The organism is Citrobacter sp. Cf088, from assembly GCF_030334295.1.
Lineage (GTDB): Bacteria > Pseudomonadota > Gammaproteobacteria > Enterobacterales > Enterobacteriaceae > Citrobacter > Citrobacter freundii.
This window is the reverse complement of sequence record NZ_JAOWEE010000032.1, coordinates 31909-54641: the sequence shown is the minus strand read 5'-3', so window position 1 is coordinate 54641 and position 22733 is coordinate 31909. Positions and strand designations below refer to the sequence as shown.

The following is a 22733-nucleotide window of genomic DNA, read 5'->3' as shown; positions in this document are numbered from 1 at the left end:
AAAACATATGTCAGAAGCATTCCGTACCCGAAAAGCGCGTGAGTGGCAGCGTGAAAATGGCGAACTCTATTACGGCCATGATTCCGCCGTCATGTATGCACATGAAAAATGCATTCTGAATCTGGAAAGCAAATTTACCTCAAATTAACGACTGGTGAGATTTATGAAAATACCTCTGGGTAAGACGTTCCCAATTTTTTTTATCTTATTGGTGGTGGTGCTGGGGGGCGCTATCGCCGAGAAACTGCTATGGGAGGGACACCTCTATCCCGATTTTCTTATCAGTGATGCCTATGTGGCGAAAGATACTCAATTGCAGGCCAGTAACGACACAACACTGTTGAAGCAGTGCTACGCTCAGCACTTAACTGGATGTGAAAAGTATTATAGAAGCTTCAGCCAACTGGAGGTCAGGGGTAACGATCTCAAGTCGCTGTGTAAAGTCCTGACAAATAACACTGATCTGGACGTCTTTCAGAGTGATGCTCAATTGCTGGTTCGTTGCTCACGATGGAATGTTTTCCGTGTAATTCCATTTAAACCTACAGATAACGCAACTGATAAATTTAAGCCAATGGTCGATATGGTTGGGAGCTGGATGGCCTACAACCGGCTCTCAAAAGAGCTACTTCATGAAGATCCGGTCGATATCTTTTTTGTTGGACTGGATGAGGGAAAAAAGCAACTATCCCTGAAATATTGCTTTACCGGGGTTGATCAAATTCCTCCTCAAGTAGCTTTCCAGCGATGTGACACCGAGTCGGATACGACTAAAACCCAGAGTGACAAATCATGATGACATTTCTCGCTAATTTGCATCGCCATACTACGGCCTGCCGCAGCTTCGCATTCTTCACTCTGGTCTCCGGCCCGGCGATTGCTTTATTTATCACGTTCATCTGCATGAACTATTCAGGTTCACCTTCAGCGCATCTGGTTAGTGCAGCCAGGGCTGTCATTGATGGTGCTCCGGTCGGCAAACTAATGGTATGTACCGAAGAGCCACAATCCACGACTCCCCCGACACTTATCGAATCTCCCTGCGTTCGCGAGGCGGTCGATGAATCAATAGTAACCGCGAAGTGGGATTCAAACTTCCGAATGGTTTACGCAATGCTTGCTCTGCTTTCTTCTGTTATCTGGTGTCTAGTGAGCGCCACACGAGCGAACATATTCAAGGACGCTAAACCCCCTACTCGATAAGCCTGTCAATTCTCAAATAAAATGATGAAAAGTTGTGAAATTAAGGAGTGATGATGAACATAAATTACAGTATTAATAACAGTGTGCTCATGATGATGAGTGAGTTTATGATTACAGCTTTTGTAATCGTAATACTTTTTGTGATTGTATTAGTATATAACAAAGCGTTTAAGTCTGAATTAAGCATAAAAATATTTTGTTTTAGTCAGTTAACAGCCATTTTCATTTCCGTATTAGAAATAACAACAAAAAGAACAAATGCTGGAAGTATCAGTATTACATGGAGTGACGGCATCCATCAGTTTTATACTCACGTTTTTCTGGGGTTTGCTTTTTCTTTCTTACTTTTTTTGCTTGGTCTTTATGACTACAAAATGAAAGGCAACAAAGATGGTTTAAAGGATTGCAAAAAACATGTTTTACCGTGTTTCATAGGGAGTTGGTTCGTATTAATAATATTCTTTTTCTCCGCTTCGCCTTTGCGCTATGAGGAGAATTTGATTACGGATGCTCGCGTCGTAGCTTCGGATCCCAATCGAACCACAATTATCTATGCTGATGGGTTCTACTGGCTATTTGATATGGATAGAAATGAATTTGATAAGTCTATATCCAGAGAGATAGTCAGAGGCAACTACAAGATGTTATGTACTTCAGATACACCAGCTACCTGCTGGGCGGGCAGAAAATTCCCCAAAAACACATCACTGGATAAAGTTTTATGAAAGATTGTAACGCTGAGAAATATAGCTATTCATGTCTTTTCGCAGCGGTATTTAGACCAGGTGAAATGCCTGTCATTTCCGCGTTCCGGGCGCGGTATTGGGCTCTAATCATTCGATGGGCATTGCGTTTCGGTTACACCGTTTGCCTGATTGGCAGCACTGGAACCGGAAAAAGTTACCTCATCGAAAGAACGCTACCAGGACGGATCATTGATGCCCGACTGTTACTGGTAAAGAATGATTGGCATGGCCCTGTGCCATTCAGTTTGCGCGGTGCAAAGCCCGGCCCAGTTGGCATTGATGAGTCGTCCAGCTTTTCAGAGGAAACGCTGCGTCAGAACGCGGAGAACCTGAAAGAAAGAGGGGTAGTGTATACAGCACAAAGCATTGATAAAGCAGCTAAAGTTGCAGCCAACCTGCCAAACAGGCGTGTGTTGCTTATCATGATTGGAAAAACGTAGCCTCTGCGGTCTAGGCCATCTGACCTGCTGAACTGACGCAGTAGACTCTCTCGGAGGCAAACAAATTTGCTGGTGGGATAAAATGGGCGCATACTTAAAGCACGTGTAATCGACACGTGCTTTTTTATTGGAGGACACATGCAGGCTACAGCTGCTCGCCAGAAAAAAACCGTCAGTGTCACCCTTGAGCCAATGCTCGTACAGCAGGCAAAAGACGCTGGGATTAACTTGTCCGCCACGCTGGCAGAAGCGCTTCAGAGCAAACTGAAGGCCAGTGCAGCGGAAGAATGGAAACGACAGAATCGTGCTGGTATTCAGGAGTTGAACCGCATCACTGAAGAGCATGGGTTACTGTCTGACGAATACAGGACGTTCTGATAATGCAATATACCGTTTACCGCAATCCCGGCAACAGCCAGGCATACCCTTACCTGCTGGATATACAGAGCGACATCATTGGCGAGTTAAATACCCGCCTGGTGATCCCCCTTCATCGGCTTAAAAAAGGAGCCTCGGCCCCGGTTGCGCGATTAACTCCGGTCATACAGGTGGAAGGGAATGACGTTATCCTGATGACGCATGAAATGGCTTCAGTCCGCGTGAAGCAGCTCGGTCAGGCGGTCATGGACGCATCTCCGTTCCGGCACACTATCAAAAGTGCGGTGGACTTCCTGCTGGATGGTTTCTGACAGAGATAATGAGCGAGAAAATGATGAAGCAAAATGAACTGCTGGAAGTGGCAAAAGCCATGCGCGATTATATTGATGCCCTCCCTACCGATGTCGTTGCAGCATTACCGGTGATGCCGGGATTTGATCGAGACTGGGCCGACGAAGTCATTTACGAAGCCGAATCCGCCAGCAAATAACCCCCCGTCTGCGCCCGTTTCATCTGAATTCGGGCCGTCACAATCTTTCTGATTTTATTGAGAAAACAGCCTCTTTTTGTCCCCTTTTTTCCTTCGTCAGCAGACTCAGTCGTTCGATAATAAAAACAGACCAACACAACCACTGAGGTGTTTCATGTTAGCGATTATCCCGGCAGCAGGCACTGACAAGGTTTTTAAAACCTCCCTCAAACACGTGCTCGATGAGGACTTCCTGTTTGCAATGGCTTCAAAAGCAAGCGCGACGTACATTTCATCCCATATCAGCGATGACGGTGAGGGCACAGTGTTTTTCAGTCTGAGCGACTGGGATAACCTCAAGCCTTCCTTATCGGCTGATGGCTGGGATGGCGATACGATGCCCGGCTTCATTGATTTGCTGGATGCAATCGCAGCGCAGGGCTATAACACCGTCGAATTCCACATTTCTCACCCACTGGTGGTTGGCGCGGTCTGGTTCACCGATGAGTATTACTTCACGGTTACCCCGCTGGCGTATGACCTTGCCACGCTGGATGGTCAGTTTGTTCTGCCGGATGGCTCTTCCTACCGGCTGGATGACCTTGATGAAGTCAGCTATGACGAAATGACCGACTACTTTGACGGCATTATCGAAGTCGATGGCGATACCATGCTGGGTGTAAAGCGTAACGACGATGACACCGTAAACGTCAGCAAAATCGAAAGCTAACCCCTCCTCCCCGGTGTCGGTATCCGCCGCGCCGGGCTATTTTCCTGCCATCATCCTCTGGAGTGTTTCATGAAAGACCGTTTTTATCTGGTCAGCTTGCGTGACACCGTTGGTAGCAATACCGCTTTTCATAGCCATCACGGCAGAGGTTACAGCACCGATCAGCGTAATGCCCGGGTTTACACCCGCGAGGAAGCACAACGCGCATGGAATACGGGACGGGAGTTTGACCTGCCGGTTGATGCCGATGCAGTCGACCGCCATCTCGTGTTTCATGTTGATCATCAGTTTGTACCGGGAAAAACCATTCTCTCCGAAAGCGCCACCAAATATGTCGGCTTCGTTAATGGCCAATGGGACGGAAACGATCTGTTCTGGCTGGCTGATGCGGGTACTACCACGGATTTTTCCCTTGCCAGAGTTTTTGACTCACCACAGGCAGATAGACCTGATGTCGTCTGGTTACCCCATCACATCCCTGACGCTGCAAAGCGCCCTACCTTCAGTGTTGAGCGGATAGACCGCCGTAAAATGACGCAGGGGGCCGGTCTGCTGATGCCTGCCTGGCTGAAACGCCAAAATCGCCGACAGTCAAAGGGGCTGACTCGCTGGAATTGCCCCGGGTGTGGCCGTATTTCATGGCAACAGAATCCGTATGATTTTGATGGTTGCCGGTTCTGCATATAGTCAACTACCGCGAGAGGCCTCTATGTTCCGATTATTACAGAAGTGGTTAGTCAGGTTTACCTGTCAGGACGATATAGATTGTATGTCGACCCGGCGCTCTGCGGGCGAGTTCTGGCTGGAAATAGATGCCCGTCGTCACTGGATTTTCCTGGACATCGACGGTGTACTCCACCGGGCGGAAAACGGGTCACTGGAGTTTATGCCTGTGCTGGATCACGTGCTGACGCAATGCCCGCAGACGGGAATTATCCTTTCCACAAACTGGCGTACCGGCGTACCCCGGGAGATGGTGCTGAGTCATTTCCCTGCGGGTATACGCGATCGGATTGCTGGACTCAATCCCGATCTGGATGGGCTGGTGAATAACCACGTGCGTTATCACGAATGCATGGCGGTCGTTAAACGGTTCGGCCTACAGCATTACACCTTCGTGGACGATACCGCTCGACTCTTTCCAACTGACTGCCCTGCCCTGTTCCTGACTCACCGGCACGAGGGGCTGAATGCAACGCAGGGTAGCGCTTTGATAGACCGGATTCGGTTAATGAAATGACCGGTTTAAGGCTGAATACAAATTATTAATGAGGATGCGTTATGAATGAAATCCCACAATACGTCTATGACCTGATCGGTATTTGCCTCTTTGTTGGAATGTGGGTCGGAGGCGTTCTGCTTATTTGGTTTATTTTCTCTAATGGAGAGAGCGACGAATAGCCAGGCAACTGGCGCAACTGATGTTGCAGGATGGCCCCAACAATATCTTACCTGCTTACGCTCTGATTACCCGCGCAACGCTTCGTCAGAAGCGGAAAGCTGGGATAATGAATATATCCCGTATACACCAGGCTATCCCAATGAAAATTACTGTGTTTACTGCCCCTGATTGTCCGAAATGTCGCATGACGCTTACCCGCTTTTCTCTGGCTGGGGTGGACGTGAATGAGATCCCGCTGGTGGACAACGCAGATCTCGTTCGCCTGACACAAAATACCGGTGCGCCGCTGGTGGTGGTGGTCAACGATTCGGGCCGTGTGACGGGTTGGGGTGGGTTCCGGCCAGATCTTATTGCGACAACTGCCAATGGCTGGAGTGTCGGGTCACTCGATATCCCCCCGTCGCTGGTTAATCACGTCCTTCACTGAGGTAAACGCCATGCACAATATCTCTGTCGAAATCCCTGCGGCCCTCGGCGTACATCCTCCTTCAGGAGCGGATGTCGTGCTTATAGACGATCTGAATAACGCCCTCGCCGGTGCTGGCTTACCGCAACTGAAGATAGAGCCGATAACGTGGACACCGCCATCAGGCCGACCGGTGATCTACCGGTCTGAGGTTCCCGATATCCTGCGCATTGCAGGTATAAACCCTGACACCTCTGACATGGTGAAAACCTTCTGTTCCGGGCCACTGCCGATTGACGATAACGAGCTGGATGCCCTTCTGGAGATGCGCGAACGGGACGGTCATAGCGAAAGCTTCAGGATCGCGCTCTGTGGGGCGCTGGACGCGATTCTCATTCGACTCTACTCAGCAGAGCGTCAGCTTCGTTGAAACGCCAGTAAAGACGCTGGTGGCCTCATATGAGGTATCAATCGGCTCGGTTCCGTCTCAATAATTTAAAGAGAGCACGGTATATGAGTCCTGAAGAAGAAAAAGTGCTGCATCAGCGGCTGATACAGCTTGGCGATATGATGGGGGATGGCCTGCACTATGAGCGCGACGGTCAATGGATCACCCGGGAGTACAAAGCCACGTTGCGGGCGCTGGGGCTTTTGAAGGCTCCCAAGCGTAAGCATAACCCGACCAAAACACTCGCTGTGGATGAGCGAATGGCACAACGTGTGAAGGACGTAGCCTGTACCCAGTGCGCCGGGAAACTGAAACAGGTGCGCTCCGGGTCTCTGAAAGCGCAATGCACCCGGTGCAAAACCAAGTTCACCCTCCTGAAAACCATTAAGTAACTATACCCGCAGCTGGTGGTCACCCCACCAGCATAAAATATACCCGAAACTGTGACACCTGCGCTTGCCTGCCTCAATGTCGTGATAGCTGACAACCCCCACGAAGAAAACAAACCTCACACCTGCGATCGTCGTGATGCAACGATTTTGTCGAGCCAATTATATGAAGAGACTGTTATGAAAGACTTCCATTTCCTGTATGTCGAACTCCTGGTCGAATTGCTTCGACTGGTCAATTTTCTTCTGCCGTTGTGGTTTGGTAGTTGAAAATAGCAGGTAATACCCGGGCAAGACCTTCCCGTTTTTTTAAAATAAAAGGGCGCACATAGCGCCCTGTCAGAAAGGTATTTTGAAGCAGCAGACTACTTACGAAACTCCCATTGTTTAATCAGCTTTTTGACAAACGTCTCGCCATAGATCTCATGTGACTCCATGTATGCACAAAGCTGTATCAGGGTCATCATGCCATCGCGAAGGGTATCGCATGACTCGTTACGGCAATAGGCCGTGAGTTTGTACATATTCGCCCCGCAAACGTCCGGGTTGTAGAGATTAACAATCAGGCTTGCCGCGAATTTCTTTCTCTCTGCGATAGCGCCCAGATAAGCCAGCTCCCTTTTCAGGTCTTCCGGGATAGGTGTGACAGCACACGCTCGCGGGTTCAGGTTTATCTGGATATGGTCAAAGTCGAGTTCCTGCATTGTCCTGGTTCCTTCTGCTGATATTCGGTATCCGTCTGCCGGGCCACACGATTCTGCATGTAATGCCCTTCATATCACCATTGTACCGGATACCTGCAATTTGCCCCGTAACTACCGGTGCTGATGATAAAAAATATCTTTATTTTGCGAACGATATACACCAGTCCGTCCTGATTTCGTCAGCTGAATTGTGCCGGGTAAGCTGGTTGCCATGTGAGTGACCTAATGGAGAACACCATGCAGCACACTGCAACCACACACCCGCAACCGGCTAACACCGTGAGTATCGTCAGTACGACCTACGGTCAGACGCTGGTGGTACTGAACGGGAAATGTCTCTACTGCGCACCACCAGAGCGAGGAGACGAAGCCCGGCAGCTGGCATCAACCACTGCCGGGGCACTCAACGTGCCGGTCGATGTCGTCCACCTCGATACATTTGCTACCGATACAACCGAAAGCCAGCTGATGGCCCGCTTTGAAAACCAGAATGCCGGGCCGTGGTATAGCCATGCGTTTACCATCGCGTTCAGTGTTGAATACCCGGCGAAGAGTAGCGATGACATTCCACCAGCGGAATTACACCGTGCATTGATGAAGCGGGCCAGAGAGTTTACCGGTGATCTGGATGCGCTGGTGGAAGCCTGCGGGGCATCTTATGACAGTTATCAGATGGGGTAACTCCTGCTGGAAATGACCGCATTCTGCTGGCGTTTTCAATGAGATATCGCCAGCCGCTTTGGTAGAGTTTTCCAGATAGCAAGCGAACATCATAGCCAGTGGCAAGAGGTAAACCTATATGAATTCTGTCTGTCTTGATTACGAGAAAGTGGATTTTCTGGCGAATCTCCTGATCCCCACCCTCGCCAGACACCCCATCAGTAACAGTTTCCCGGAGCGCGGCCTCGCACTTAAGGAAAAGCACCCTGAGCTGGTGGGCTGGCCCGAGCGCAAACTGGGTGAAGTGGAAAATTACCAGAATGCACTGTCCAGACAGCTACCGAGCCTGAACAGCATGTCCTTGCCGGAGTTTATCGACTTCATTCTCACCCCGCATGTCGCGGAGTATGTTCTTGAGCAGGTTGGCACTCCGCTTGCTGAAGAAACCATGCAGCTGTTTATGGCGAAAGTGAAGGCATAACGCGGTTTTCAGCCCCATATACTCCAGATCATAACCGGCCTTAATGGTCGGTTTTTTTTGTGAATTTTCTGCCCCGAAAGCCTTCGTCACCTGCGGGGAGCGTGGTTAACTGGTTATGTAAACAAAACGAACAACACACATAACTACAGGGGTCTACCATGTTAAATCCAGCTATCTGCGCCATGTTCATGTTTCAGGGCTTCCAGCATGAAGTCTCCCGTCTGACCGCATTATCAGTGGCTAATCCTATCCCCCTCACCTTCAACTGTGACAGCGTACAGACAATGATCTGTGAAACGCTGGCTGGTGGCGAAATTGAATGTGCTCACTGGATGTTGGATGCCGCAGAGCAGATCTGTAAAGCCTGCGAACCTGCGTATCAGGCATCTGAAGAACCGGGAGTCTGGTACTACGACATTGCTGAACGTCTGGGCGCTGAAGTGGCCTGCCGTTGCGTAAAAGGTGATATCAGCACTGACCAATTGGTCGCTGTTGCAGTTAACCTCACTGAGTCATGGAACACGCTGAGCGAAGACAGCAATCAGGAGCCTGATTGCGGATCATATGAAAATACCGTCAGGACGTTGGTAGAACGTGCTGATACAGCAGAAGCGGCTTGCGTAGAAGCAGTCAGAATCCTTGATGGTGGTGAGCGGCAGGCGTTATCAAAGGCGATAGCAATTCTTCGCCCTGTGGCCGCAACGTTGCAGTAGATAGTGGCAGAACACCAATACACACAACACTCACTACAGGAAAATGACCATGAAACTCACCGTATCGACTCGCCCGGTAAGAATTGAAGGGAATTATGTCTCTGTCGTCTTTAATCGTTCCCATAACTCCATGCCGGAAACAGCAGAGGTTAAAAATGCCGATCAGGCGCGGGCATTCATCAACGATTACATCGCCCGTAATATCAACGAAACGCCGATGCATCTGGTGCTGACAAAAGAGGGCCGGGCATTTGGCGGGTTCGACGCGCTGAATAGTAGCCTTCCGCCCGCGATTGAATCATCAACCCGTTTGTAATGACTGACTGGTGGCGCTCAGTGAGGAGCGTCACCCGGCATCACGGAGGGAGTTGCAAGAGTTCTGATTAGCCTTTCCTGACCCACGCCCAAAGCATCGCACCCGCCAACACCGTCAGCATCAGAGCAAACACGGAACCAACCAGACTCGCATCGCCATTCTTGCCGGAGTAACCGCAGGTTTGAGATGCGTCACCAACTGCCTGACAAATTGAATCGGGATCAAGTCCCCAGTAGACAAAGGCGAACAAGGCAATTACAGAGATAAACGCTTTAGCGACTTTCGCTTTCTGAATCATCAGAGACACCTCAGTTCGTCAATGCCGGGGAGTTGCCTGTGTGTTATTTCAGGCGGGAATCAAACCGGAACGGAATTTTCTTAACCGTAGCCATCAGGTCAAAGAGTTCAGGGTGTGCCGGATTCAGCAAGTAGTTAAATTCAACCGGAGACAACGCACTTGGAATACGCAGCGCGATAGAAGAACCGCTTTCAGCCCAGTTATCACCGTAGAGCGCCAGCTCAGCAGGAGCATCCTCACTCGCCCAGTTATCAGGGAGACGGCTCATGTCGAAGGTCTGGATCTGATCATCCGGTACATCAAGACTCAGCAGTGTAAAGTCGTCCAGTAACTGCGGCGCGTGAATGTGTACCAGCGTTTCAAGCATGGTAAGGCTGGCCGTTTCAGACAGGTAGACCATTGCAGTGCCTACGCTGTTCCAGCGGCCCCCCGTTTCTTTCGCACCCAGACCAGACCACGCAGTCATCAGATAACGGGTCTTGGTCAGTCGGTAAAGGATCACGAGTATACCCCGTGCTCAATACGCGTAATCAGGCGCATCACTTCAAGCGCACCTGTCTCAGAAGAAACAAGCTCTGCCGGTGATTTCCAGCTCAGACCACGGTTCGCTTCGTTCAGCCATTTGTGCGCCGCTTCTTTGTCACCTTCAAACAGCTCTACAGCGCGTTCAATTACGCGGATAATGCGCACCAGACGTTCGCTCTGATCGGCAGTGAAACGGTCTTTGATGCTACGATTAAACGTCGTATTAGGTATACCCGACATTTTGCGCAGCTCAGACGGCGTGATGTTAGCCCATTCAGAAATGTGCTTAGCTACTGTGCCATCGAGACCGTGATTGATTTTATCCATCAGCGCGATACCGTCATTATCCAGCCCAGCAACCTGCCATAAGCAGTGCTGATTCGTTTTGGTAACGTCTGGAGAAAAAACTTTCATCGTCATAACTAGCCCTCCCATTTGGTAATTCAATTATACCATATGGAACACTAACGGCAATCTTTTAACCATCAGACAACCTCAGCGCCCTTCGTCACCAGCCCCACCTGCCAGATAATAGGTCAATAACGACAAAACTATGACAGGGGGCATCATGCCGAATCTCTTACGTTATGACCAACTGGACTCCTCACGTCAGCCAGCAGCGCGGGCATCAGCCGCTAGTGGCGAATTATGGTGTGCCCGCAACAACGTAAAAAAGCAGGCGGCAGCGTCAAAGGCCGCAATTCACCAGGCAATCAATGATCAGCACCGCATTACCCGGCTGCGAAACACCTTTTCGCTCGCGAAGGATATGCGTGAAAAGCCGGTCGTCTGGATTGAAAAGCGCATCCTCGAAAATCTGTGCATGTTCAATGAGCAGGACGATATGTACCTGTTCACGCAGCAGAACTTTGTCAGCAAACTCTGAACCTCCGGCCCGGCTCGTCGGGCCATTAAAAGGAAACCGATATGACAGACTTCATTGATAAACTGGCAGCGAATGGTGTGGCCTTTACCCTTCAGGACGGACGAATCATCGTTGAAGGCGATCTTCGTGTCGGGTTTACGCTTGAGCCAGAAGATCCGGCAATTCCCTGCGACTATATTCCCGCGAATCTGACCGTGACGAACACCCTGACCATTCTGTCGGGCATTCATAGCATCCCTGCCGGGCTGGTGGCCCGCAATCTGTTTATCAGCTACTCTGAGCTGGAATCTCTCCCTGACAACCTGACCATTACCGGTACGCTCATGGCGAATTCTTCACGTCTTAAGTATCTGCCGGAAAATCTGACGGTGGGCCGCGTTCTGGACATCATGTGTACTGATATCGCCTATCTGCCGGATACGCTGAAAGTAGCTGGCAGTATGATGCTGTCAAACACCCGTATTACCACTTTGCCGGATAACCTGCATCTTGAAGAAAATCTGGCCCTCGAAGCCATGCCGTTGCAAGCGTTGCCAAAAAACCTGAAAGTGGGCCACAGCCTGTATCTGGATGCTGTGGCTCTGAAGCGGATCCCTGAGTGTATATCGTGCCCCGTGATTAACCTGGTTAACCCTGGTAATTTTGAAAATGTCGCGTCAGTCACCGGTATCGGCGGAAAGCCTAACCGCCATGTCTATGCGCTACGTACAGCGCTTGGCGTTCGCGTATGCATGTACGATTTGTCTGTAGACCCGGAAATATTTGGTCTGCTGGTACGTGGCATCTATGATGAACCCACGGCTGAACTACTTGATAAGGCCGCACAACAATGTATTCAGCGTCTGGAGGATATGTATGCTTCTGAAAACGCAGTTCGGCACTGACTCGGGTATGATTTATACCCGGAAGGTGTATCTGCATTACACCGACACTGACGGGCATTCACGCAGCAAGCTGATAAAAGGTTACTACTACCCGGGCGAAGTCCCGGTTGAGTCGTTTTCAGAGCGGGCACTTGCTCCTGGTATGCGCCAGCTGTTGAGTTGCCGCTGCGGCGCAATAAACTGGGTCGCAACTGGTGGTATCAACGAATACCAATGCGACTGCTGCGCAAAGGAAATAACCGTTTACTGACGGTCTGCACGGGGATACCGTTCGACCGGCATACCCATGACAATAAGAGCAGGTGCTAAATGACAAAAGAAGAATCACAATTTTATGCTGGTGCAATCTGGGCCGCATCGACCATTTACCGGATGCATTCTGACTCGGTGGTAGCGAAAGATTTTCTCCGTGAAATTAACGATCTGGATGTGGCAGCAAAATGTGGTGCTGAGTACGACGTTCTCCCATTACGCCTGTTTGTTTTGCGCGATTTACCATTGGGCCACGATGCGGATTATGAAGCCATCAGCTTCGGGCCGGTAGACCGTCACGGCAATATCATCTGCGATCACTCTCAGACTTCGGTCACCGATATCTCCGGCCAGCGAGCGTATGGGGTTTATGCCCGCCGTGCGGGTGAGTCGAATCTGACGCTCATCGACAATCTTGATGATGAAGAAGAAGCCGAACCACTGGCGAAGGTGCTGGCTGAACAGCTCCAGCAAATCAAAGAAGGTCGCTACGATATTTAAGCGTTAGACCACGTACTGCTGGTGGCAATACACTGGCGATTAAGGGGGTTAAGTGACTTAAATGATCCACTGACCTGTCTGTGTAAAGCCTGTTTATCCCAAAGCCGTCTGGTTCACCAGGCGGTTTTTTTATGCCCGGAATAGCAAGCACAACACAAAACGAAACCGATATTATCTTTCTGAAAATACAGGGCTTTTTATGCCCTGGTTTTCTTCGTCACCTGAGTCACTCACCAGATACTGGATACAGAAGCCACAACATGTAACCCGTTATCAGGAGCGACCCATGAAAGCACAAGCTGTTCGTAATCACTCTTTTGGCTCACTGAAGCTCAGCGCAAGCAATGCGGCAGCAGCCGCGCTGGCGCACCCGGTAACCCATTTCTTCATGCTGTTCGCCATCGTGATGTACCTGGTCTATGGCGGTGTAGTACTCGGCATTAAGCCGTAGCATTCCCTGTGGCCGGTCGCCCAACCGGCTTTGCCTCCAACCCTTCTGGAGGTAGTTGTTAACTTCCCCGGTAAACCGGGGATTTTTTTACCCGTAGTTCCAGCGTTCGCCACTGGAGCTAAAACCCACCAGAGCGAATTCCGTAACATAAGCGCTTCTTCTACGTCCGATCAGTACCTTACCCTATGAGCAACCCGTCACACTCTGCTAGCCTTCCTCCCGGAATGAACGACACTCTGATGTCCCTATATATCGAACCGGATATGCCTGGTATCGATGATCTCGTTATAACAATTATTCGGCTTCGGCGTGAGGGCTGGACAGCATCTGAACTGACTTTCCGTATACTTTCGTCAGTTGCATATCAGGTGATTCCTCCAGAGGCGTTTACCGACCCTAAGCATCACCTCCTGAAAGAGTATGTCAGTTTGTCCCGTGAGTTCGGCCTAGTAAGCGGGGCAAGACATAATGCTCACCTCCGTGGTGTCATTCGCAGAGGGATAATGTCGGGAATAGATAGAGCAGAGGTAATACGCCGCGTTCTTTTCTCCCCGCACTATTCAGAACATGAGGAAGATAACCAATCTGATTCGTTCCCTCGTTCGTCGTAACAACCGGGTGGCATTAACGCTTTTTCCCCGAATGTTCCGGTACAAAGCCTTTGGCGTGGTTGAAACAGGATCTGGTTATCCGCGACGGCCTGAACATCAGGAATCCAAAGTTTGTCTACTGGCAGGATATCTCAGAGTCCAGGAAGAAATTCGTGCTTCTCAGGCCCGTCTGGCTTTACTAAATACTGAAATCGAAAAGGAGAATGCTCAGGAGTACGCACGTAACAAAATTCCGGCATCACGGTTGGCTCACTTCAGGCTCTGGTTCACTCGCCGATTTGGTAATGACACATCCCGTTTGATTGAGTCCGTGGACACCTACTGCGAGGAGCAGAATCCAGTAATGGATGAGCAACCGGCTGTATTGCCATTACCACGCGGTCACCTCCCCCATGCAGATATCCGTATGCGCTCCCCGAGCTTCCGCCGAGAGGTTAGCGTTCGCGATGTGCATGTCCAGTCTCAGTTCCGTGAGTTGGTGGATAAGAATTTCGGAAGCCTGTGCGCGGTATCGGGCAAACACCTCAACGGTGTGCTGGAGGCAGCACATATTGAACCAACATCCGTAGCAGGCTGCTATAACGCCAGTAACGGCATTTTGCTATCACCAACATTCCACAGGCTGTTTGACACAAACATGATGGGTATTGATCCTGATACACTACAGATTCACTTCGCCAGCGGTATAGAGTTCCCTGAGTATGAAGGGGTCTGTATAAAACCGTTGTTCTACAATCTGGATAAAAACAGGCTCGGGGCAAGATGGCTTGAATTTAAAGTGAAATCACCTGCGGAGTAAGCCCTCTCCCCTCTTCCATCTCCCTGCCCTATCCAATCTATTTATTGGAAAGGCATAGCAGCATGGAGATAAGTAGCACACAAGTAACTCACCGATAATTCACATAAAAACCATATCAAAACAAATCAATCAGTTTATCGCATTTCCTAGCGCACTTTTAATTCATATTTTATGGACTTTTAATCCAATCCTCTCCTGTTCACTTTGAATTTAAGTGATATCAGTGAATGATAAGGTACGAATAATTCACTAAATAACAACTATGTAAATTCAACAGCATAAAAACCAGAGCGCTATCTTCGGACTGGTTCCAGTAATTGATGGTTTGAGTCCGGCCCGCATGTCATACTGATTTATATCTTTCGTGTAGCCCTGCGGTAGGCACGATTTCATCCCAATACATCCAGTGGCATGTGACTATATGATCGACCAAGCAGAGTTAATGAAGAGTGTTTTAGCGGTTCTGCAAGCCAGAAACGTGTCATTATCAGAGAGCCCTACGCGAATTCTGATGATGCTTCCAACACGGTTACGCGTGAATGTCACTGTAATCGATGCTCAAAATGAACCGTTAACCGCGACACTGATGCTGGATCAGGAAGGTCAAGTGACCTGTAAGCTGGCAACAGACCCCGCTGATACCGTCGTTGATATCAGTCGATATAGAGTATGATTTAAATCTTCGCGTTCCAGCCAGCCGTTCCCAGCTTCGTTGTAGAATATTGCAATAAGCCAATCCCCAGCCAGCCCTGTAATGTAACCGAAGAAAATCGTGCGCAATGCGCACGTAAAAATGTCTGCCCGCCACGCGGGCAATCGCCGTCCAAAAGCTTCGCTCTCAAGCGAAGCAGGCACGACATGTAAATTCGAATAGAGCCCTCACGGGGCGATTAGGCGAATTCGCGGCCCGCTAGGGCAAAGTCTCAAAGCGTATGGGGGTTAACACCCCCAAAACGCTGTGGAGACTGTTGTGGCTTTTCGGAACTACGATCCCGAAGTACTGACTAAGGGTTGCGGCTGCCACCAGCCCGGCTATCAGGCGACCCAACAATTATTTCTCCGTATCACTTCGTCACCTGCTCAAGGTGATTGAAAATAGAATCACAATTAGAAAGCGGGGAACACACAATGAACACTCAGACAAGAATCAAATTGAAAGGCCTCAAAATCTATACTGGCATGAGCCAGGAAACAGTCTGCTTTAACGCTACTGTCCTCTTCGACGGGCTGAGCATAGGTACAGCTGATAATGATGGGCATGGTGGCGAAACTCGCGTACTGTTCGAACCAGGAAAAAAAGAGCTGTTCCGCCAGGCCGAATCATATGCGAAGGGTCTTCTGCCAATCTGCCTTGGCGAACACAATGGCAAGCCATTTCTCATAGACTCAAACCTGATTGAAGTAATCGACCAGCTTGTCAGTGACGAGGAGCGTAACCGGAAAACTAAATCAAGTTTCAAGAAGGTTTACCGCAAGAAAATCTGCGTCTTACGCGAAGGTAGACTTTGGACAGTGGGCTACAAAAGCCAGGCTCAATACGCTTCATACATCGCACAAATCAAAAAAGAACATGGCCCTGATATCGTTATCCTGGACGATTTGGAACATGATGAAGCTTTCGAGCTGTACAGTAAGCACTTATACGCCTGACCATCAAGCGTGGTAGAATTGGATAATTCTAGCGCAGAGGATCACTATGAAAGTTAAAGAGCTTATCGCCCAGCTTCAGCTACACGACCCTGATGCTGTTGTCGTAATTGCCGGATTTGAAACCCAGAGTACTGGACTGGTTGCCGAGGCCGATACTATTAAAGAATGCGTGACAGTTCCTGTCCAAGCGGACAGCATGACGGGTGACCGTTCGTTGGCAAAGGAGGGTTCACCTTCTGTCTGGTTGGGATGGGGGAATGATTACCGCACGGAGTTCTTCGTTAGTGCCATCAACGACCCGGACGAATTAGCCTAACTATATCGAATACCCAAGAGCCTCTACTTCAGAGGCTTTTTTATTTGATGGGTCTTACGGGAAACCTTGTCATTCATTTACCAATAGTTGCAGGGCGTATCCTCCAGCGCTAAGTCACTTAACCCCCTTAATCGCCAGCCAGCATCTCCGGGTTCTGCCCGACCCGTGGATTACTTAACACCCTTAATCGCCAGTCAGCCTCTCCGGGTTCTGCCCGTACCGTGGGTCACTTAACCCCCTTAATCGCCAGCCAGCCTCTCCGGTTTCTGCCCGTACAGTGGGTCACTTAACCCCCTTAATCGCCAGCCAGCCTCTCCGGTTTCTGCCCGTACAGTGGGTCACTTAACCCCCTTAATCGCCAGCCAGCATCTCCGGGTTCTGCCCGACCCGTGGGTTACTTAACCCCCTTAATCGCCAGTCAGTCTCTCCGGGTTCTGCCCGCCCCGTGGATTACTTAACCCCCTTAATCGCCAGAAGAGAAAGATGATGTGTCATTGAACTGCATTTCGAGATCGCAAAATGAAGAAAAAACAAAATAGAATGTTAGCGTCTCAATCTGATTGCCGTTACAATTATACGCATAGAGCGTCATTTTACGCATTATACGTAAAGTATACGCATATGCGTTTAAATTCATAATTCAGGTTTGAGGGTATGACGAGAATGAATCTAATAGATAAAATTGCCCTTGTCGGGCAACGCATGAAGTCCGAACAAATTTCATTGAAAGAATCGTTACTGGCTTCTTCCCGGGTATCTGTATCAGATGACAGTGTGGAGGGGGTAGATCGCCTTATCTATAACCACTGCCTGAATAAAAAAAATCTCTCCGACTTCTTTGGAAAATCTCGAGTTACCTTCAATAAAATTCTCGCTGATCTCGAAGAAAAAAGGCTGGTGGGTCAACCTATTTATCAGAACAAAAACCACCTTTATACCCGCTGGGATGTCCAGAATATTATGGATGCCCTGGGTTATCCGCGCTATAGAGATTACTACCAGAGCCGAACAATCATTGTTCAGAATCATAAAGGTGGGACAGGAAAAAGCACGACCTCAGTGGCTCTGGCTGTAGCAGCAGCACTTGATCTCCAGTTGAATGCCAGAGTTTTAGTAATTGAATGGGATCCGCAAGGCTCTATTGGTAGCGGTATGATTCAAAGCGTATCTGAAGACGACGTATTCCTGACTGCAATCGACGCAATCCTGGGCGTGTATGAAGAAGGTTCTGAATATAAAAAATACCTCGACATGGGTTACTCTGAGGCTGAAATCATTGAGAATATGCCGTTCTCAACCCATCTGCCAAATCTTGATGTAATTACTGCGTTCCCAACCGATGCGAGATTCAAAGATAAATACTGGCAGTGCAGTAAAGAAGAGCGCACTCAGTTGTTGCTACGATTCAAAGAAGTGATAATGCCAGTCCTGAAAGCTAAGTATGACCTTATTATCTTCGATACCCCTCCAGAAGACTCGCCAATTATCTGGGCCGCTGATGAGGCCGCTGACGGTATTCTTGTCGCAGTTTCTCCGCGAGAATACGACTATGCATCCACAACTGATTTTATGCTGACGATCAGTGAGCGATTCCGTCAGTCTCCCAATAAAGGTGAAAATATTAAATGGTTTAAAGTACTGGCCGTTAACGTCGATGATAAAAGCCCATACGAAAAAATAGTCCTCGATAAGTTAATTCGAACCGTTCAAGACCTGTTTATGGCAACCAATATCAAAAACTCTGAAGCATTCAAAGCAGCTGCGTCACGGGGTAGGTCGGTTCTCGATATTAAGAAATCTGAAGAGTTATGTTCACCAAAGCAGCTGGATATTGCCGAAGAATCCGTAATGTCCGTATATCAACAGTTTATTAATGAGATAAAGAGTTTTTCAGCGAAGGAAGGAGTTAACGCATGAGTGATGAACAGCATATCGGAAACGATAAATCGCGTTATCTAAATACGCCAAAGCGAACCGATGTAGGCCACCGTTCCGGGTTAGCTAACCTTAAGAGTCCCCCTCGCATTAAGAAACTCTTTACCCTTCATAACGGGCGAAAACTTGAAGCTGAGCACGTCACTGTAGCAGCTGAAAATGTCGCTACTGAGACCGCCGTTCACCCAATGAACCCGCGAAATCAGGAAGCGCTTACCACAAACGCAGTACGAGATATCCTGCAACAAATTGAGTCAAGGGGTGTTGATACTGAAGGTGTTGCCGTTAAACGTGATGGCGTGTACCTGCTTATTGAAGGTAGCCGCAGACGTTTTTGCTGTATTGCGGCTCAAAAAGATCTGCCTTTATGGGTGCTACCAGATGATCTATCAGCTGAGGACATCAAGGCGATTATTACCGCTGCACAAACATCACGCCGATTCTCATACCGAGAGGTTGGGCTTCAGTATCTGGAACTAATGCAGGAAAAAGGATTCACCAAAAATGAAGAGCTTGCCCTCTTTCTTGGCATAAGCCATGTGTCAGTCTTTAAACGTATTCAGGCGGCGCGTATTGACGGTTCGTTGATAGCTCTGTTCCCGGATTATGAAGGTATACCAAACTCCTTCTACAGCCGGTTGTCCAAACTTCAGAAATACGTAGAGAGCAACCTTTTCATTCTTGCAGATGTAGTTGATAGGGTGAAAGAAGAAATTGCTAATCTGGACATCAGTGACATCCCGGAAGCGCAGAAAATTGTCATGGCGCAGATCACAAAGGCGGTTGAATTACTCGATCAAAAGCCACCTGCAAAAAGTTGGGAAACCCGTGATCTGGCTAATTTTGCTAATAAGGACAAATACGCCCGTATCAGCAAAAATGCATCAGGCCGTAAAGTTCGCTTTGAATTTAACCGAATGAGTACCGAGCTCATGGCAGAAATTGAAGCATTTATTACGGATAAACTGAGTAGCGAAAAATAACAATTCGCCATTGCTTGATTATCGAAACTGCACCTCCTGGTGCAGTTTTTTTTTGGCCGCAAACCTATTCGTCAGGAGGAGACACCGGTTGATAATAGGAAAAAAACAGCTCATGAGGTGGCTATGCTTTCGGAAAAAATTGTAACCCTGTTTTCAAATGACGCATTAAAGCGTTTCACGATTCTTGAGGCTTACGCCGAGCTAAAACGTCAGGGTACTTTTAGCGTTTTCCTTTCGTTCATCGATCCTCGTACTGATTGTCTCGTAGAGGGTAACTTTCAATTCTACCCGAACCCCGTTAAGACCTACTCAAACATGGGAGTATGCTATCTCACTGAACATCTTGGGCTAACGTTAAAAATCCCAAGCTCTATGGAATGGTGGGCTACACATGAAAAGTCAACATTTCATAACCAAGACATCACCTATCTGAAGGAGGGTGAATACGTAAAGGCAACCATTAAACTGGAAATAGGCTCGCGGATCAGAGTTCCTAATGCGTTCGAAGTTGCCCCTTCCATGTGAACTTAAGGCATATCAAAGTAAATTACTGACGAGGACGGCTATGGCACTCACGATAAAAACAGAAACACTAAAAGCTACCACAAGCCCAACATTTGAGGCTTTACGTAATCGTTATAGCCACCGTAGTTCTGACGATGAGATTGCCGTCGATCCGCTATGTTTATCTCGGGATGATCTGAATGAACTTTTACAGGCATGTCGTGGTGATGGAGAGTCAAAAAATCGACGAGCTCTTGAATCGATCATCACTGCACTGGAAGGTGATTTCGATAAGCCTGTGAGCAGTTTTCCGGCATTCGGTCGTGTGTTACTACAGTATCTGAAGTCAAATCGAATTGATGGCTGGATATACCGACGCGGTCATGACGGCAACCTGTACCCCGGTCTTGTTACAGCAATAAAAGAAGTAAAATCAGAAAAAAACTCTGACCGTCCCCCATCACTATTGTTACAAATCAGCTGGTATGGGTTCGGCGAATATTCGCACTCCAAAAAGGTTTACGGAACCCAGCTTACCGCCCTGAATTTCGAGCCTAATGAGGTGGCGCGGCGCAGTGTCGCTAAGACACTGGCCGACCGTGATATCTACCATGAAACGCATGAGCTGAAACAAGAGTACCTGGAACAACTAACGCGGTTTAAGGAAGTGGTCGACGGGCAATTTGGCAATCAGTTTAAAGCAACCGGCAGGGCTGTCAGAATGGAATCGTATAGCTACAGCGACCGGAATCTGGAAATAGCAGGGCATAAACTGATACACGATTTGCCTGATAGTGAGTGCGATGCCTACGGTGCAGAAGTGGAGTCGCCTCTTTTTGAAGATGACCAGTTTGGCCTTTTACCCGAAATTCCTGTGCAGCGTTATTTTGATCTCTCGCTGCAAGACTTTATCTGGATACATGCCAATAACGTAGAACCATACAAGTATGATAAAGAACTGCCAAAAAAGATGGTTTTGCCGGAAGACCACCGTGATTTACTCGATATACTGACCACGGATATCAGCGCTTTCACCAGCGATATTGTTGAAGGGAAAAGCGCGGGTAACATCATCATGTGCGTGGGCTCACCCGGACTTGGGAAGACATTAACTGCTGAAGTGTATGCAGAGGTCATTGAACGGCCCCTGTACTCAATTCATGCTGGCGCACTGGGAACCAACGCCGATGACATTGAGAAAAATCTGCGGACGATTCTGACCCGGGCTAAACGCTGGAACTGTGTCCTGCTTCTGGACGAAGCCGATGTGTTTGTCATGCAGCGTGGAGCATCACTGACTCAAAATGCCATCGTTGCGGAGTTCCTCCGTACACTGGAGTATTTCGATGGGTTGATGTTCATGACAAGCAACCGGGGTAGTGACATCGATGAGGCTATCATACCAAGATGCGCTGCAATCATTCACTATGATGTGCCGGAGAAATCAGATGCCCAAAAGATCTGGAAGATTATGGGTGAGAACTTTGGCGTGAACATTCCTGATGAACTGGTCAGATCACTTGTAAACACTTACCCAGAACTTCCACCACGTGACATCAAGATGTTGCTACGGCTCACGTTGCGAATGAGCGTGAAAGAGCAGGGGAGTGGTAGCATCCCGACACTGGATATTGTGCGGAAATGCGCGATGTTTCGTGGGATAGAACGAAAGGGAAAAGAAAAAGCCCTGTGATAACGATGCCGGGTTCGCCCGGCATACAACCTGCTGGCCCAGCCCAAAGCAATCCGAGTTCTTCAGCAAAAGCAGCAGCGTGTCGGAAATAACTGTGTTATAACAATTCAGGTGATCATGATGAGAAGTTGATAACAATGTTTAAGCTAAGTCCCATAAGAAAAAAAACAAACAAGCTGCATAAACTCCTTAATAACGGCTATCGTTTCGTAATCATGCATGAAGATGAAATTATTGAACCCTTCCGCTACGAAATAGAAGCCAGACGAAAACTATTCTTTGGCAGAAAACTCCTTTCTATTTCCGACCTCATCGACTCAATAAACGATAGTGTAAAAACCCAAGCAAAACGCGCCCCTTAACTATTCGTCACCTGAATAACTCCAGCTATGATAAACATTATTATCAAGCTTAAAGGTGATACTTATGAAACCGTTTGGGATTTTCTATTCAGTAGAAGGCTGCACTTGTTCACTGTGCCGCTCGCGTGGCTATCGTAAAAACAATGCATACGATAGATCTCTTCGTGTAAGCAAACACCGCGCCCGTCAGCAGGCCAAGCGTGAAATCCGCTCCGCCGTATTCAGCATCGACAATTAAGAAAGGTTGATGATAAATAAGAAGAATAACGAGGATAACAAATGACTGATGAAAACCAAATAAAGGTGCTGTTTTGCATTCTGCGTCGTCGATTCGTGGATTATGTCCCTGAGTTTGAAAACTGTGTAGAAGAACGGGAAGTCATCAATGAAACGCCGAAGGGTTACCGTATGTCCGTCTCCTACGGCACATCAGTTTACCTGCACGCGGATTATGAGTTTTTCGAATCACGTCAGGCAGCGTATCAATGGTGCGCCCGCCGTGTGACCGCTAGCATTGAGAAGATGAAACAAAAAATGCAGGCGGCAGAAGCAACAAAAATAAAACTGATAGAAGCATCCGGGAACTGTGGCGAATAAG

Annotated in this window: 35 protein-coding genes; 31 read left to right on the top strand and 4 right to left on the bottom strand. The window is 48.5% G+C overall.

The window, feature by feature from the left end; translation table 11 throughout:
- The first annotated feature begins 7 nt into the window (after window positions 1–7).
- From OGV71_RS03160 to OGV71_RS03100, 13 genes are all read left to right on the top strand, one after another.
- Window positions 8–148 (top strand): hypothetical protein, encoded by a 141-nt coding sequence (locus tag OGV71_RS03160; RefSeq protein WP_007372281.1) that lies wholly within the window; start codon window positions 8–10, stop codon window positions 146–148.
- Window positions 149–163: 15 nt separating this feature from the next.
- Entirely contained in the window at window positions 164–796 is a 633-nt protein-coding gene (locus tag OGV71_RS03155) for a hypothetical protein (protein ID WP_007372282.1), read from the top strand.
- Window positions 797–1253: 457 nt separating this feature from the next.
- Entirely contained in the window at window positions 1254–1928 is a 675-nt protein-coding gene (locus OGV71_RS03150) for a hypothetical protein (protein ID WP_008786597.1), read from the top strand.
- Window positions 1925–2389 (top strand): hypothetical protein, encoded by a 465-nt coding sequence (locus tag OGV71_RS03145; protein WP_008786596.1) that lies wholly within the window; start codon window positions 1925–1927, stop codon window positions 2387–2389. Before OGV71_RS03150 ends, OGV71_RS03145 begins: the two co-directional genes overlap by 4 nt.
- A 138-nt stretch (window positions 2390–2527) precedes the next feature.
- Window positions 2528–2767 carry a type II toxin-antitoxin system CcdA family antitoxin gene (locus tag OGV71_RS03140; protein ID WP_007372285.1) on the top strand — a complete coding sequence of 80 codons (240 nt, stop codon included), beginning with the start codon at window positions 2528–2530 and terminating at the stop codon, window positions 2765–2767.
- A gap of 2 nt (window positions 2768–2769) precedes the next feature.
- Window positions 2770–3078, top strand: coding sequence for a CcdB family protein (locus OGV71_RS03135; protein ID WP_007372286.1), 309 nt, complete (start codon window positions 2770–2772; stop codon window positions 3076–3078).
- A gap of 20 nt (window positions 3079–3098) precedes the next feature.
- A complete protein-coding gene (locus tag OGV71_RS03130) occupies window positions 3099–3257 on the top strand; it encodes a hypothetical protein (RefSeq protein ID WP_016241558.1) in 159 nt (52 codons plus the stop codon).
- Window positions 3258–3411: 154 nt separating this feature from the next.
- Window positions 3412–3966 (top strand): hypothetical protein, encoded by a 555-nt coding sequence (locus OGV71_RS03125; protein ID WP_007372288.1) that lies wholly within the window; start codon window positions 3412–3414, stop codon window positions 3964–3966.
- 69 nt (window positions 3967–4035) lie between these two features.
- Window positions 4036–4653, top strand: a complete 618-nt coding sequence (locus OGV71_RS03120; RefSeq protein ID WP_007372289.1) for a hypothetical protein — start codon at window positions 4036–4038, stop codon at window positions 4651–4653.
- 82 nt (window positions 4654–4735) lie between these two features.
- Window positions 4736–5206, top strand: coding sequence for an HAD domain-containing protein (locus tag OGV71_RS03115; protein WP_007372290.1), 471 nt, complete (start codon window positions 4736–4738; stop codon window positions 5204–5206).
- Between the two features lie 301 nt (window positions 5207–5507).
- Window positions 5508–5795, top strand: coding sequence for a glutaredoxin family protein (locus OGV71_RS03110; RefSeq protein WP_016241556.1), 288 nt, complete (start codon window positions 5508–5510; stop codon window positions 5793–5795).
- A 10-nt stretch (window positions 5796–5805) separates the two neighbouring features.
- Window positions 5806–6204 (top strand): hypothetical protein, encoded by a 399-nt coding sequence (locus OGV71_RS03105; protein ID WP_007372292.1) that lies wholly within the window; start codon window positions 5806–5808, stop codon window positions 6202–6204.
- Between the two features lie 83 nt (window positions 6205–6287).
- The gene (locus tag OGV71_RS03100) at window positions 6288–6614 is read left to right on the top strand and encodes a hypothetical protein (protein ID WP_007372293.1); all 327 of its coding nucleotides are present in this window, start codon (window positions 6288–6290) and stop codon (window positions 6612–6614) included.
- Between the two features lie 362 nt (window positions 6615–6976).
- Here the strand turns inward: OGV71_RS03100 and OGV71_RS03095 are convergent, their stop codons facing one another.
- Complete coding sequence (locus OGV71_RS03095; RefSeq protein ID WP_007372294.1) at window positions 6977–7315, bottom strand: hypothetical protein; 339 nt, start codon at window positions 7313–7315, stop codon at window positions 6977–6979.
- Between the two features lie 237 nt (window positions 7316–7552).
- Here OGV71_RS03095 and OGV71_RS03090 point away from each other — a divergent pair, with 237 nt between their 5' ends.
- The 4 genes from OGV71_RS03090 to OGV71_RS03075 all read left to right on the top strand — a co-directional run bounded on the left by OGV71_RS03090 (window position 7553) and on the right by OGV71_RS03075 (window position 9485).
- Complete coding sequence (locus tag OGV71_RS03090) at window positions 7553–7996, top strand: hypothetical protein (protein ID WP_007372295.1); 444 nt, start codon at window positions 7553–7555, stop codon at window positions 7994–7996.
- Window positions 7997–8114: 118 nt separating this feature from the next.
- On the top strand, window positions 8115–8456 hold the full coding sequence (locus OGV71_RS03085) for a hypothetical protein (RefSeq protein ID WP_007372296.1): 342 nt from the start codon (window positions 8115–8117) through the stop codon (window positions 8454–8456).
- A gap of 158 nt (window positions 8457–8614) precedes the next feature.
- The gene (locus OGV71_RS03080; protein WP_007372297.1) at window positions 8615–9169 is read left to right on the top strand and encodes a hypothetical protein; all 555 of its coding nucleotides are present in this window, start codon (window positions 8615–8617) and stop codon (window positions 9167–9169) included.
- A gap of 49 nt (window positions 9170–9218) precedes the next feature.
- The gene (locus OGV71_RS03075) at window positions 9219–9485 is read left to right on the top strand and encodes a hypothetical protein (RefSeq protein ID WP_007372298.1); all 267 of its coding nucleotides are present in this window, start codon (window positions 9219–9221) and stop codon (window positions 9483–9485) included.
- Between the two features lie 67 nt (window positions 9486–9552).
- Here OGV71_RS03075 and OGV71_RS03070 read toward each other — a convergent pair whose 3' ends face one another.
- Genes OGV71_RS03070 through OGV71_RS03060 form a run of 3 tightly spaced genes read right to left on the bottom strand, consistent with a single transcriptional unit; the run spans window position 9553 to window position 10722 of the window.
- The gene (locus OGV71_RS03070) at window positions 9553–9783 is read right to left on the bottom strand and encodes a hypothetical protein (RefSeq protein ID WP_007372299.1); all 231 of its coding nucleotides are present in this window, start codon (window positions 9781–9783) and stop codon (window positions 9553–9555) included.
- Between the two features lie 43 nt (window positions 9784–9826).
- The gene (locus tag OGV71_RS03065; RefSeq protein ID WP_008786589.1) at window positions 9827–10285 is read right to left on the bottom strand and encodes an RES family NAD+ phosphorylase; all 459 of its coding nucleotides are present in this window, start codon (window positions 10283–10285) and stop codon (window positions 9827–9829) included.
- Entirely contained in the window at window positions 10282–10722 is a 441-nt protein-coding gene (locus OGV71_RS03060) for an Xre family toxin-antitoxin system antitoxin (RefSeq protein WP_007372301.1), read from the bottom strand. Before OGV71_RS03060 ends, OGV71_RS03065 begins: the two co-directional genes overlap by 4 nt.
- A gap of 154 nt (window positions 10723–10876) precedes the next feature.
- Between OGV71_RS03060 and OGV71_RS03055 the strand changes: the two genes are divergently transcribed.
- From OGV71_RS03055 to OGV71_RS02990, 14 genes are all read left to right on the top strand, one after another.
- Window positions 10877–11194 (top strand): hypothetical protein, encoded by a 318-nt coding sequence (locus OGV71_RS03055; RefSeq protein ID WP_016241555.1) that lies wholly within the window; start codon window positions 10877–10879, stop codon window positions 11192–11194.
- A gap of 41 nt (window positions 11195–11235) precedes the next feature.
- Window positions 11236–12078, top strand: a complete 843-nt coding sequence (locus OGV71_RS03050) for a hypothetical protein (protein ID WP_007372303.1) — start codon at window positions 11236–11238, stop codon at window positions 12076–12078.
- Window positions 12050–12328 (top strand): hypothetical protein, encoded by a 279-nt coding sequence (locus tag OGV71_RS03045; RefSeq protein ID WP_007372304.1) that lies wholly within the window; start codon window positions 12050–12052, stop codon window positions 12326–12328. Before OGV71_RS03050 ends, OGV71_RS03045 begins: the two co-directional genes overlap by 29 nt.
- Before the next feature lie 59 nt (window positions 12329–12387).
- Entirely contained in the window at window positions 12388–12831 is a 444-nt protein-coding gene (locus OGV71_RS03040; protein WP_007372305.1) for a hypothetical protein, read from the top strand.
- 286 nt (window positions 12832–13117) lie between these two features.
- The gene (locus OGV71_RS03035) at window positions 13118–13282 is read left to right on the top strand and encodes a hypothetical protein (RefSeq protein ID WP_007372306.1); all 165 of its coding nucleotides are present in this window, start codon (window positions 13118–13120) and stop codon (window positions 13280–13282) included.
- Window positions 13283–13849: 567 nt separating this feature from the next.
- The gene (locus OGV71_RS03030; RefSeq protein ID WP_007372307.1) at window positions 13850–14692 is read left to right on the top strand and encodes an HNH endonuclease signature motif containing protein; all 843 of its coding nucleotides are present in this window, start codon (window positions 13850–13852) and stop codon (window positions 14690–14692) included.
- 421 nt (window positions 14693–15113) lie between these two features.
- Complete coding sequence (locus OGV71_RS03025; RefSeq protein ID WP_024196080.1) at window positions 15114–15365, top strand: hypothetical protein; 252 nt, start codon at window positions 15114–15116, stop codon at window positions 15363–15365.
- Between the two features lie 455 nt (window positions 15366–15820).
- Window positions 15821–16342: a hypothetical protein gene (locus OGV71_RS03020; protein ID WP_007372310.1), complete on the top strand. Its 522-nt coding sequence runs from the start codon at window positions 15821–15823 to the stop codon at window positions 16340–16342.
- 46 nt (window positions 16343–16388) lie between these two features.
- Window positions 16389–16658: a hypothetical protein gene (locus OGV71_RS03015; protein WP_008786584.1), complete on the top strand. Its 270-nt coding sequence runs from the start codon at window positions 16389–16391 to the stop codon at window positions 16656–16658.
- A 663-nt stretch (window positions 16659–17321) separates the two neighbouring features.
- Complete coding sequence (locus tag OGV71_RS03010) at window positions 17322–18575, top strand: ParA family protein (RefSeq protein ID WP_007372312.1); 1254 nt, start codon at window positions 17322–17324, stop codon at window positions 18573–18575.
- Window positions 18572–19576, top strand: a complete 1005-nt coding sequence (locus OGV71_RS03005; RefSeq protein ID WP_007372313.1) for a ParB family protein — start codon at window positions 18572–18574, stop codon at window positions 19574–19576. Before OGV71_RS03010 ends, OGV71_RS03005 begins: the two co-directional genes overlap by 4 nt.
- A 39-nt stretch (window positions 19577–19615) precedes the next feature.
- The gene (locus tag OGV71_RS03000) at window positions 19616–20101 is read left to right on the top strand and encodes a hypothetical protein (protein WP_172745723.1); all 486 of its coding nucleotides are present in this window, start codon (window positions 19616–19618) and stop codon (window positions 20099–20101) included.
- A gap of 40 nt (window positions 20102–20141) precedes the next feature.
- Window positions 20142–21773 carry an AAA family ATPase gene (locus OGV71_RS02995; protein ID WP_008786582.1) on the top strand — a complete coding sequence of 544 codons (1632 nt, stop codon included), beginning with the start codon at window positions 20142–20144 and terminating at the stop codon, window positions 21771–21773.
- A gap of 641 nt (window positions 21774–22414) precedes the next feature.
- Window positions 22415–22732, top strand: coding sequence for a hypothetical protein (locus OGV71_RS02990; protein ID WP_007372316.1), 318 nt, complete (start codon window positions 22415–22417; stop codon window positions 22730–22732).
- The last annotated feature ends 1 nt before the right edge of the window (window position 22733 follow it).

Bases quoted from the DNA above. Each gene is read 5' to 3' on its own strand.
- OGV71_RS03145 (WP_008786596.1), top strand. From the start codon at position 1,925: ATGAAAGATTGTAACGCTGAGAAATATAGCTATTCATGTCTTTTCGCA.
- OGV71_RS03045 (WP_007372304.1), top strand. From the start codon at position 12,050: ATGCTTCTGAAAACGCAGTTCGGCACTGACTCGGGTATGATTTATACC.
- OGV71_RS03015 (WP_008786584.1), top strand. From the start codon at position 16,389: ATGAAAGTTAAAGAGCTTATCGCCCAGCTTCAGCTACACGACCCTGAT.
- OGV71_RS03160 (WP_007372281.1), top strand. From the start codon at position 8: ATGTCAGAAGCATTCCGTACCCGAAAAGCGCGTGAGTGGCAGCGTGAA.
- OGV71_RS03005 (WP_007372313.1), top strand. From the start codon at position 18,572: ATGAGTGATGAACAGCATATCGGAAACGATAAATCGCGTTATCTAAAT.
- OGV71_RS03090 (WP_007372295.1), top strand. From the start codon at position 7,553: ATGCAGCACACTGCAACCACACACCCGCAACCGGCTAACACCGTGAGT.
- OGV71_RS03060 (WP_007372301.1), bottom strand. From the start codon at position 10,722: ATGAAAGTTTTTTCTCCAGACGTTACCAAAACGAATCAGCACTGCTTA.
- OGV71_RS03075 (WP_007372298.1), top strand. From the start codon at position 9,219: ATGAAACTCACCGTATCGACTCGCCCGGTAAGAATTGAAGGGAATTAT.
- OGV71_RS03040 (WP_007372305.1), top strand. From the start codon at position 12,388: ATGACAAAAGAAGAATCACAATTTTATGCTGGTGCAATCTGGGCCGCA.
- OGV71_RS02995 (WP_008786582.1), top strand. From the start codon at position 20,142: ATGGCACTCACGATAAAAACAGAAACACTAAAAGCTACCACAAGCCCA.
- OGV71_RS03155 (WP_007372282.1), top strand. From the start codon at position 164: ATGAAAATACCTCTGGGTAAGACGTTCCCAATTTTTTTTATCTTATTG.
- OGV71_RS03110 (WP_016241556.1), top strand. From the start codon at position 5,508: ATGAAAATTACTGTGTTTACTGCCCCTGATTGTCCGAAATGTCGCATG.
- OGV71_RS03140 (WP_007372285.1), top strand. From the start codon at position 2,528: ATGCAGGCTACAGCTGCTCGCCAGAAAAAAACCGTCAGTGTCACCCTT.
- OGV71_RS03135 (WP_007372286.1), top strand. From the start codon at position 2,770: ATGCAATATACCGTTTACCGCAATCCCGGCAACAGCCAGGCATACCCT.
- OGV71_RS03030 (WP_007372307.1), top strand. From the start codon at position 13,850: ATGAGGAAGATAACCAATCTGATTCGTTCCCTCGTTCGTCGTAACAAC.
- OGV71_RS03010 (WP_007372312.1), top strand. From the start codon at position 17,322: ATGAATCTAATAGATAAAATTGCCCTTGTCGGGCAACGCATGAAGTCC.
- OGV71_RS03080 (WP_007372297.1), top strand. From the start codon at position 8,615: ATGTTAAATCCAGCTATCTGCGCCATGTTCATGTTTCAGGGCTTCCAG.
- OGV71_RS03055 (WP_016241555.1), top strand. From the start codon at position 10,877: ATGCCGAATCTCTTACGTTATGACCAACTGGACTCCTCACGTCAGCCA.
- OGV71_RS03085 (WP_007372296.1), top strand. From the start codon at position 8,115: ATGAATTCTGTCTGTCTTGATTACGAGAAAGTGGATTTTCTGGCGAAT.
- OGV71_RS03070 (WP_007372299.1), bottom strand. From the start codon at position 9,783: ATGATTCAGAAAGCGAAAGTCGCTAAAGCGTTTATCTCTGTAATTGCC.
- OGV71_RS03130 (WP_016241558.1), top strand. From the start codon at position 3,099: ATGATGAAGCAAAATGAACTGCTGGAAGTGGCAAAAGCCATGCGCGAT.
- OGV71_RS03120 (WP_007372289.1), top strand. From the start codon at position 4,036: ATGAAAGACCGTTTTTATCTGGTCAGCTTGCGTGACACCGTTGGTAGC.
- OGV71_RS03020 (WP_007372310.1), top strand. From the start codon at position 15,821: ATGAACACTCAGACAAGAATCAAATTGAAAGGCCTCAAAATCTATACT.
- OGV71_RS03125 (WP_007372288.1), top strand. From the start codon at position 3,412: ATGTTAGCGATTATCCCGGCAGCAGGCACTGACAAGGTTTTTAAAACC.
- OGV71_RS03025 (WP_024196080.1), top strand. From the start codon at position 15,114: ATGATCGACCAAGCAGAGTTAATGAAGAGTGTTTTAGCGGTTCTGCAA.
- OGV71_RS03150 (WP_008786597.1), top strand. From the start codon at position 1,254: ATGATGAACATAAATTACAGTATTAATAACAGTGTGCTCATGATGATG.
- OGV71_RS03100 (WP_007372293.1), top strand. From the start codon at position 6,288: ATGAGTCCTGAAGAAGAAAAAGTGCTGCATCAGCGGCTGATACAGCTT.
- OGV71_RS03115 (WP_007372290.1), top strand. From the start codon at position 4,736: ATGTCGACCCGGCGCTCTGCGGGCGAGTTCTGGCTGGAAATAGATGCC.
- OGV71_RS03035 (WP_007372306.1), top strand. From the start codon at position 13,118: ATGAAAGCACAAGCTGTTCGTAATCACTCTTTTGGCTCACTGAAGCTC.
- OGV71_RS03050 (WP_007372303.1), top strand. From the start codon at position 11,236: ATGACAGACTTCATTGATAAACTGGCAGCGAATGGTGTGGCCTTTACC.
- OGV71_RS02990 (WP_007372316.1), top strand. From the start codon at position 22,415: ATGACTGATGAAAACCAAATAAAGGTGCTGTTTTGCATTCTGCGTCGT.
- OGV71_RS03095 (WP_007372294.1), bottom strand. From the start codon at position 7,315: ATGCAGGAACTCGACTTTGACCATATCCAGATAAACCTGAACCCGCGA.
- OGV71_RS03105 (WP_007372292.1), top strand. From the start codon at position 5,806: ATGCACAATATCTCTGTCGAAATCCCTGCGGCCCTCGGCGTACATCCT.